At 38.9% G+C, this 9,195-nt stretch carries 12 protein-coding genes (1 of these 12 cut by a window edge); all 12 read left to right on the top strand.

The genetic code is table 11. The annotated features are described in order from the left end of the window. Positions 1 to 834, top strand: partial view of a cell wall glycolipid biosynthesis glucosyltransferase BgsB gene (gene bgsB, locus PYW42_RS11890; protein WP_010708953.1) — the 3' portion only. The gene continues 390 nt to the left of window position 1, outside the view; 834 of the gene's 1,224 nt are visible here — the last part of the coding sequence; the start codon falls outside the window, past its left edge; it ends in the stop codon at positions 832 to 834. A 72-nt stretch (positions 835 to 906) separates the two neighbouring features. Then, positions 907 to 1,797, top strand: a complete 891-nt coding sequence (locus PYW42_RS11885; RefSeq protein WP_002410956.1) for an NAD(P)-dependent oxidoreductase — start codon at positions 907 to 909, stop codon at positions 1,795 to 1,797. Positions 1,798 to 1,897: 100 nt separating this feature from the next. Continuing rightward, positions 1,898 to 2,128, top strand: coding sequence for a YkuJ family protein (locus tag PYW42_RS11880; RefSeq protein ID WP_002379802.1), 231 nt, complete (start codon positions 1,898 to 1,900; stop codon positions 2,126 to 2,128). A 389-nt stretch (positions 2,129 to 2,517) separates the two neighbouring features. Continuing rightward, entirely contained in the window at positions 2,518 to 2,958 is a 441-nt protein-coding gene (fabT, locus tag PYW42_RS11875; protein ID WP_002362455.1) for a fatty acid biosynthesis transcriptional regulator FabT, read from the top strand. A gap of 15 nt (positions 2,959 to 2,973) precedes the next feature. Next, complete coding sequence (locus PYW42_RS11870; RefSeq protein ID WP_010708952.1) at positions 2,974 to 3,939, top strand: beta-ketoacyl-ACP synthase III; 966 nt, start codon at positions 2,974 to 2,976, stop codon at positions 3,937 to 3,939. A gap of 52 nt (positions 3,940 to 3,991) precedes the next feature. Next, the gene (locus PYW42_RS11865; RefSeq protein ID WP_002356278.1) at positions 3,992 to 4,219 is read left to right on the top strand and encodes an acyl carrier protein; all 228 of its coding nucleotides are present in this window, start codon (positions 3,992 to 3,994) and stop codon (positions 4,217 to 4,219) included. Positions 4,220 to 4,355: 136 nt separating this feature from the next. After that, positions 4,356 to 5,312, top strand: coding sequence for an enoyl-[acyl-carrier-protein] reductase FabK (gene fabK, locus PYW42_RS11860; protein ID WP_002356279.1), 957 nt, complete (start codon positions 4,356 to 4,358; stop codon positions 5,310 to 5,312). Positions 5,313 to 5,344: 32 nt separating this feature from the next. Further along, positions 5,345 to 6,274, top strand: coding sequence for an ACP S-malonyltransferase (gene fabD, locus PYW42_RS11855; RefSeq protein ID WP_002356280.1), 930 nt, complete (start codon positions 5,345 to 5,347; stop codon positions 6,272 to 6,274). A 3-nt stretch (positions 6,275 to 6,277) separates the two neighbouring features. After that, positions 6,278 to 7,015, top strand: coding sequence for a 3-oxoacyl-[acyl-carrier-protein] reductase (fabG, locus tag PYW42_RS11850; RefSeq protein ID WP_002356283.1), 738 nt, complete (start codon positions 6,278 to 6,280; stop codon positions 7,013 to 7,015). Positions 7,016 to 7,033: 18 nt separating this feature from the next. Continuing rightward, positions 7,034 to 8,269, top strand: coding sequence for a beta-ketoacyl-ACP synthase II (gene fabF / locus PYW42_RS11845; RefSeq protein ID WP_002356284.1), 1,236 nt, complete (start codon positions 7,034 to 7,036; stop codon positions 8,267 to 8,269). A 1-nt stretch (position 8,270) separates the two neighbouring features. Further along, positions 8,271 to 8,759 carry an acetyl-CoA carboxylase biotin carboxyl carrier protein gene (gene accB, locus PYW42_RS11840; protein ID WP_002367304.1) on the top strand — a complete coding sequence of 163 codons (489 nt, stop codon included), beginning with the start codon at positions 8,271 to 8,273 and terminating at the stop codon, positions 8,757 to 8,759. A 3-nt stretch (positions 8,760 to 8,762) separates the two neighbouring features. After that, on the top strand, positions 8,763 to 9,188 hold the full coding sequence (gene fabZ, locus PYW42_RS11835; RefSeq protein ID WP_002356286.1) for a 3-hydroxyacyl-ACP dehydratase FabZ: 426 nt from the start codon (positions 8,763 to 8,765) through the stop codon (positions 9,186 to 9,188). Positions 9,189 to 9,195: the final 7 nt, after the last annotated feature.

Here is a 9,195-nt window from a genome sequence, read left to right as displayed (position 1 = left end):
GTTGTCCGTCCATCACATGTTAAATTCTTTTCAAGAGTGTTTACAAATCATACGACAGGTGTTGTTTGTCCCAGTGAACGTGTAATTGAAAAATTACGGGATTATGGAGTAACCGCACCAATGAGAATTATTCCAACAGGGATCGAAATTGATAAGTTTTTACGTCCCGATATTACTGAGGAAATGATCGCTGGAATGCGTCAACAACTAGGTATTGAAGAGCAACAGATTATGTTGTTATCGTTAAGTCGAATTTCTTATGAAAAAAATATTCAAGCAATTATTCAAGGGTTACCACAAGTTATTGAAAAATTACCACAAACTCGTTTAGTAATAGTTGGAAATGGTCCCTATTTAGAGGATTTAAAAGAATTAGCAGAAGAACTAGAAGTCAGTGAATACGTTCAATTTACGGGTGAAGTGCCAAATGAAGAAGTCGCGATTTATTATAAAGCTGCTGACTATTTTGTCAGCGCCTCAACGTCGGAAACACAAGGCTTAACTTATACAGAAGCGATGGCTGCTGGTGTTCAATGTATTGCAGAAGGGAACGCCTATTTAAATAATTTATTTGATCATGAAAGCTTAGGCAAAACTTTTAAGACAGACAGTGATTTTGCCCCAACATTGATTGACTATATACAAGCAAATATTAAAATGGACCAAACTATTTTAGATGAAAAATTATTTGAAATTTCTTCTACAAACTTTGGCAACAAAATGATTGAATTTTATCAAGACACATTGATTTACTTTGATCAACTTCAAATGGAAAAAGAAAATGCGGACTCAATAAAAAAAATTAAAGTAAAATTTACATCTTTAAGAAAATAAACTGCAAAACTTTCCTCCTTCGTTTATACTGAAGGAGGAAAGTTTTTTATTTTAAGAACGGAGGAAGCTACTATGTCTAAAATCGGCTTTATTGGAACGGGTGTCATGGGAAAATCAATTATTCGTAACATGATGAAAAACAATTTATCTGTCAATGTTTACAATCGAACAAAAAGTAAAACAGATGATTTAGTTGCTGAAGGAGCAGTTTGGTATGATACGCCAAAAGCAATTGCGGAAGCGAGTGATATCATTTTTACAATGGTTGGCTTTCCTTCAGATGTTGAAGGCGTGTATTTTAATGAAACAGGGATTTTTCAAGCAGATCTTACAGGTAAAATAGTAGTAGATTTAACCACAAGTACGCCGACCTTGGCTGAAAAGATTGCCAAAAAAGCAGCAGAAGTGGGTGCTCATGCGTTGGATGCGCCAGTTTCTGGTGGTGACTTAGGTGCTAAAAATGGTACTTTAACAATTATGGTTGGTGGCGATCAAGAAAGTTATGACACCGTCTTACCAATTTTCAAAACATTTGGTAAAACGTTTATGCTACACGGCTCAGCTGGAAAAGGGCAACACACTAAGATGGCGAATCAGTTAATGATTGCAGGCACAATGACCGGGTTGACTGAAATGCTCGTTTATGCAAATACGACAGGGTTAACTTTAGAAAAAGTTCTGGAAACAGTCGGTGGTGGTAGTGCTGCAAACTGGTCATTAAGTAATTATGGACCGCGTATTTTAAAAGAAGATTATACGCCAGGCTTTTTTGTTAAACATTTTATCAAAGATTTAAAGATTGCGTTAGATGAAGCAAAAAAACTTGACCTTCCATTGCCAGCGACGCAAAAAGCGACAGAATTATATGAAAGCCTTGCAGATAAAGGGTTTGAAAATGATGGCACACAGGCCTTAATTAAGCTTTGGTGGACAGATGGCAAGCAACCAACGAATAAAAATTAAAGAACAACAAAAAAATCAAAAAAAATGACGAAAAATCATGCAAGTTAGGCAATGTTTTGTTACAATGGTACAGAACTAGTTTGCAAAAGGAGGCCCACTGATGAAACATTCACAACTTGTGGCGATTATTAAGAGACTGGAAGCAATGATCGAAGCAGCAGATAATGAAGTACAAGTACGCCGCTTTGAACGTGAAGGCGTAGAGAAATGTATTGTAAGTTTTGATAAATCAACAGAAACATTTGAATTAACAGAATCTGATACGCACCAAAGCTATCAATTCGATAACATCGATATTGTAGCAATGGAAATTTACGACTTAATTCAATAATTAATCGTCCTACATTTTAATAAGGGAGTGGAGTAGAAGCACCAAAGCTTCTGGTTCACTCTCTTCTCGTATTATCCAGTCAAGTTGTAGCAATAGCTTAGTGGGAGTTTAAGAATTATATAACAAAAATCACTGGCACTTCTCAATCAGGGGAGTGCCAGTGATGCTTTTTAGTTGCACTTCTTTCCTTTTTCTGTGAAAATAGTTTGGGTATCAAAGTAATTGATCCTTTTTTTAAAAGCCTCGTCCCTTGAAAATGCGCCTTTTTTGAAATATTTGAAGAATATTTCATTAAAAATATAGAAAATTCTCTTGCATTCTTTGCTTATTTACGATATAGTTTGAACATCAAATGTTTTGATAATCAAAGTATATGGATGGTGCACAGAATGGAACCTAATTTAGAAACAGTCAACGATTATTTAGTCAGTGTCTTTAATGACATCTTAACGATTGAAGAATCTGAATTGAAAAAATCACAATTTAATGATTTATCCATTACGGAGATGCACACAATCGAAGCAATTGGTATGTACAAGAAAAAAACGTCTTCAGAAGTAGCCAAGGAACTTTCAATTACTGTCGGAACACTTACTGTAGCGATTAACAACTTAGTTAAAAAAGGCTATGTTGAACGTTTGCGTAGTGAAGATGATCGACGTGTAGTAAAGCTTGGCTTAACTAAAAAAGGAAAATTACTTTTTAGAGTCCATCAGCATTTTCATCGTGAAATGGTTAAAAACATTTTGAAAGGCATGGAGCAAGAAGAAGAACAAGCGCTGTTAAGAGCACTAAAAAATCTTCATGATTTCTTGCAAGAATACAAATAAAAAGTGAGGATCCCCATGAAGAATTATGCACGAATTAGTTGTACAAGCCGTTATGTTCCAGAGAATTGTGTCACGAATCACCAACTGAGTGAAATGATGGATACCTCTGATGAATGGATACATTCGCGAACAGGCATTAGTGAACGTCGCATCGTTACGCAAGAAAATACGTCTGATTTATGTCATCAAGTCGCAAAACAGTTATTGGAAAAATCTGGAAAGCAAGCAAGTGAGATTGACTTTATTTTAGTTGCAACAGTGACACCAGATTTCAATATGCCTTCTGTTGCTTGCCAAGTGCAAGGCGTAATTGGCGCCACTGAGGCTTTTGCTTTTGACATCAGTGCAGCGTGTTCTGGTTTTGTCTATGCCTTAAGCATGGCAGAAAAACTAGTCTTAAGTGGTCGTTATCAAACAGGTCTAGTAATTGGTGGCGAAACATTTTCCAAAATGTTGGATTGGACCGATCGCTCCACAGCGGTGCTTTTCGGTGATGGGGCTGCCGGCGTCTTGATTGAAGCGGCTGAGACACCGCATTTTCTAAATGAAAAATTGCAAGCAGACGGGCAACGCTGGGCGGCTTTAACGTCAGGCTACACGATCAACGAAAGTCCTTTTTATCAGGGGCATGAGCAGGCTAGTAAGACGCTACAGATGGAAGGACGTAGTATTTTTGATTTTGCGATTAAAGATGTTTCACAAAATATTTTATCACTCGTGACGGACGAAACCGTGGATTATCTTCTATTACATCAAGCAAATGTGCGCATTATCGATAAAATTGCACGTAAGACGAAGATTTCCCGCGAGAAGTTTTTAACGAATATGGATAAATATGGCAATACCTCAGCTGCTAGTATTCCTATTTTGTTGGATGAAGCAGTTGAAAATGGGACCTTAATTTTAGGTTCCCAACAACGCGTGGTGCTAACAGGATTTGGCGGCGGCTTAACATGGGGCTCACTGCTCCTAACGCTGTAAAAAACTGTTCACATATAAATGAAGAAAATGACTATTTTGGAGGAATATACACATGGTATTTGAAAAAATTCAAGCAATTATCGTAGAAGAATTAGGAAAAGATGCTGAAGAGGTACAATTAACTACAAACATTCAAGAAGAATTAGACGCGGACAGCTTAGATTTATTCCAAATCATTAACGAAATCGAAGATGAATTTGATGTGAAAATCGAAACAGAAGATGGCATCCAAACCGTTCAAGATTTAGTAACATATGTAGAAAAACAACAAGCAAACTAATACATGAAAATAGGGGGCTGGGACATTTAATTGCTAAATGACCCAGTCCCTAAAAAAACAAGTAAATAAGCCGTAAAAATCCTTTTTTACTTGAATGAAGTGTACTTATCTTAGAACTAAAGGACGTATAAAATCAATGAATCAACAGTTATGTGAGTTGCTTGGAATCAATTATCCCATTTTTCAAGGCGGTATGGCTTGGGTAGCCGATGCTTCATTAGCAAGTGCCGTGTCAAACGCTGGTGGATTAGGGATTATTGCTGGCGGCAATGCCCCAAAAGAAGTCGTAAAAAAAGAAATTAAAAAAGTTAAAGAATTAACGGAGCAACCCTTTGGTGTCAATATTATGTTACTTTCACCTTTTGCCGATGAAATTGTCGATTTGGTTTGTGAAGAACAGGTTCCTGTCGTAACGACAGGTGCAGGCAATCCAGCCAAATACATGGCTCGTTTTAAAGAACATAACATTAAAGTAATCCCAGTAGTTCCTTCAGTTGCTTTAGCAAAAAGAATGGAAAAAATTGGTGCCGATGCTGTCATTTTTGAAGGAATGGAAGCTGGTGGACATATTGGCAAGTTAACCACTATGAGTGGCTTACCGCAAATCGTTGACGCTGTGTCAATTCCTGTGATTGCAGCAGGTGGGATTGGTGATGGTCGTGGTATGGCTGCGGCCTTTATGTTAGGTGCTGAAGCAGTCCAGTTAGGCACACGTTTTTTAATTGCCAAAGAATGCAACGTTCATCCAGATTATAAACAGAAAGTTTTAAAGGCACGTGATTTAGATGCAGTAATTACCTGTCAACATTTTGGCCATCCAGTGCGTACTTTAAAAAATAAATTAACCGCTCAATATAATCAATTAGAAAAGCAAGAACTCCAAAAAGAAGTGCCTGATTTAGAAATGTTTGAAAAAATTGGTCAGGGCGCTTTGCGCAAAGCTGTCGTTGACGGGGATATGGATTACGGTTCCGTCATGGCGGGACAAATTGCCGGATTAATAAAAAAAGAAGAAACAGCCCAAGAAATCATTGATTCACTCATGTCTGAATGCAAAGCGATTGTACATAAGATGAATCAGCGTTGGGGCTAAGTGAATAATTTTAACAAAAAATGAGGTGTCGTATGAAAACAGCGATTTTATTTAGTGGACAAGGAGCCCAATATCAAGGGATGGGTGAAGAATTATATCACCAAGAAGCGATTGTTCGGGAAACCTTCGATGAAGCAAGTCATATCTTAGGTTATGAGATGGCAGAACTTTGTTTTACTGAAAATGAACGTTTAAATGAAACAGAATATACGCAACCTGCTATTTTGACAGTCAGTGTCGCATTTTACCGTCTTTTGCAACAAAAAGGACTAACGCCTGATGTCGTAGCGGGTTTAAGCTTAGGGGAATATAGCGCTTTGGTTGCCAGCGGGGCTTTGCGTTTTTCAGAAGCAGTGGCCTTGGTCCAAAAGCGCGGTCAGTACATGACAGAAGCAGCACCACAAGGAACTGGCAAAATGGTTGCTGTCATGAATGCTGAGCGTGAAGTAATTGAGAAAGCCTGCCAAGAAGCCAGTGCTTTCGGAATTGTGGCTCCAGCAAATTATAATACACCACAACAAATCGTGATTGGTGGTGAGGTTGCTGCTGTTGATCAAGCGATGACACTTCTCAAAGAAGCTGGTGTGAAGCGAATGATTCCGTTAAATGTGAGTGGCCCTTTCCATACGGCGCTGTTACAACCAGCATCAAAAAAATTGGCTCAGGATTTAGCAAAATTGAACTTTCAAACGATGCAAATTCCTGTCATTAGTAATACGACTGCCGAAATTATGCCCCAAGAGGCAATTCAAGCGTTATTGGAAAAGCAAGTCATGTCTGCGGTACGTTTTGAAGACAGTATCGAAACGATGAAGGCTATGAACGTAGGAACGATGATTGAAGTTGGTCCAGGGAAAACATTAACTGGTTTTGTTAAAAAAATTGACAAAACAATTGAAATGCACCGTGTGGAAGATGTTGCAACATTAACAGAAACGTTAACAGCACTTACTGGGAGGTAAAAAATGGAATTAACAGGAAAAAACGTATTTATTACTGGAAGCACTCGTGGGATTGGCAAAGCAGTTGCGTTGGCTTTTGCGAAAGAGGGCGCCAATATTGTTTTAAACGGTCGGAGTGAGATTACGCCAGAACAACGACAAGAAATTGAAGCCTTTGGGGTAAAATGTATTGGCCTTTCTGGAGATATTTCCGATTTTGATGCAGCGGGTGAGATGATTCAAGCAACCGTTGACCAATTAGGATCGATTGATATTCTGGTGAATAACGCTGGGATTACGAATGATAAATTATTATTACGAATGACAAAAGAGGATTTTAATGCCTGTTTAGATATTAACTTGGTAGGAACTTTTAACATGACCCAACAAGCGGTTAAACGTATGATGAAACAACGAAGTGGTCGGATTATTAATATGGCTAGCGTTTCTGGTTTAATGGGAAATGTTGGTCAAGCAAACTACGCTGCGAGTAAAGCGGGTGTTGTTGGTTTTACTAAATCGGTGGCACGAGAAGTTGCGCCGCGCGGTATTACCTGCAATGCGATTGCACCAGGGTTTATCCAAACAGAAATGACGGATGTTTTATCGGAAAAAGTTAAAACACAAATGAATGCGCAAATTCCCTTACAAACGTTTGGGCAAGTCGAAGATGTCGCAGCTACAGCGATATTCTTAGCTAAAAGTCCCTATATTACTGGGCAAGTCGTGAATGTTGATGGCGGCTTAGTCATGCACGGATAAACGAAAGGAGTCAAAAGGATGAATCGAGTAGTTATTACCGGTTACGGTGTCACCTCGCCGATTGGCAATGAACCTGAGACTTTTTTAGAAAGTTTGAAAACAGGGAAAAATGGTATCGGACCGATTAGTAAATTTGATGTTAGTGAAACAGGTGTCACCTTAGCAGCTGAAGTGAAAGACTTTCCAATGGAAAAATATTTTGTTAAAAAAGATGGCAAACGCATGGATAAGTTTTCGTTATTTGGCATTTATGCGGCCTTAGAAGCAATGGCTATGAGTGGCTTGGATACCAGTCAACTAGATGTGGATCGGTTTGGCGTTATGGTGGGTTCCGGAATTGGTGGTTTGGAAACAATTCAAAATCAAGTAATTCGGATGCACGACAAAGGACCTGAACGTGTGGCACCGTTATTTATTCCAATGGCGATTGGAAACATGGTGGCGGGAAATATTGCTTTACGTGTTGGTGCCAAAGGAATTTGTACTTCAACAGTGACAGCTTGTGCTAGTGCAACCCATTCAATTGGGGAAGCGTTCCGCAATATCAAACATGGCTACTCCGATGTCATTATTGCCGGTGGAGCAGAAGCGCCTATTACAGAAATCGGTATTTCAGGATTTGCTTCCTTGACCGCTTTAACAAAGGCGACTGATCCAGAAAAAGCCTCAATTCCCTTTGATAAAGAACGTAGTGGATTTGTGATGGGAGAAGGAGCGGGTGTCTTTATTTTAGAATCATTAGATCATGCTCTAGAACGAGGCGCAACTATTTTAGGTGAAGTGGTTGGCTATGGTGCTAATTGCGATGCCTATCATATGACATCACCAACACCAGATGGGAGCGGCGCAGCGAAAGCCATGGTACTAGCAATGGAAGAAGCTGGGATTTCTCCAGAAAAAATTGGCTATATTAACGCCCATGGAACAAGCACACAAGCCAATGACAGTGCAGAATCTAAAGCAATTGAATTGGCTTTAGGTGATGCCGCAAAAACGGCATATGTAAGTAGTACGAAGAGTATGACGGGACATCTCTTAGGCGCCGCTGGTGGAATTGAAGGAATTGCTACCCTAAATGCTTTACAACATCAATTTATTCCGCCAACCATTAATGTGGAAAATCAAGATGAAGCAATTACGGTGAACGTTGTTTTAAACGAAAGCAAAGAGCATAAATTTGATTATGCTTTAAGTAACTCACTAGGCTTTGGTGGCCACAATGCAGTTATTTGCTTAAAACGCTGGGAGGATTAACATGCAGTTAGAAGAAGTAAAAGCACTATTAACACAATTTGATCAATCAACTTTAACCGAATTTGATTTACGAGAAGGCTCGTTTGAATTATATATGAATAAAAATACAGTTTCTGGACGAAGTGCCGTAGAACCAGTGGCGCAACCACAAGAAATACCAGTAGCCGCTAGTGGTGTGTCAGTGCCTGTTGAAACAGTTTCTGTCGTTGAAGAAACGCCAACTAATACACCGACAACCAATGAAAAGACAGAAGAAATTACGTCACCTATTGTAGGAATCGTTTATTTACAACCAGCACCAGATAAAGAGAACTTTGTCAAAGTAGGAGACACTGTTAAAACGGGTGACGTTGTGTGTATCGTTGAAGCGATGAAATTAATGAATGAAATTACGGCGACAGTTGACGGTGTGATTACTGAAATATTAGTCAACAATGAAGATGTGGTTGAATTTGGTCAGCCGCTATTCCGAGTTGCTAAAGGAGAATAAAACATGAAATTAACAATTACAGAAATTCAAGAAATTTTACCACATCGCTATCCCTTTTTATTATTAGATAGTGTTGAAGAAGTCATTCCCGGGGAACGCGTTGTAGCGAAAAAGAATGTAACGGTTAATGAGCAAGTTTTTCAAGGTCATTTTCCTGGGAATCCTGTTTTGCCAGGAGTTTTAATTATTGAATCGTTGGCTCAAGCAGGCGCCGTGGCATTACTTTCAATGCCTGAATTCAAAGGGAAAACGGCATACTTTGGTGGATTAGATAAAGCAAAATTTAGACAAAAGGTAACACCAGGCGACACATTAATTTTAGAGGTTGAACTTTTAAAAGTCCGCGCTTCTGCTGGAATGGGTAAAGGTGTGGCAAAAGTTAATGGAAAAAAAGTTGCCGAGGCTGAATTAACCTTTATGATTGGATAGGTGAAAA

Origin of the sequence: Enterococcus faecalis, from assembly GCF_029024925.1 — a bacterium.
GTDB classification, from domain to species: Bacteria; Bacillota; Bacilli; order Lactobacillales; family Enterococcaceae; genus Enterococcus; species Enterococcus faecalis.
This window is presented reverse-complemented; position numbering and strand designations above follow the sequence as displayed.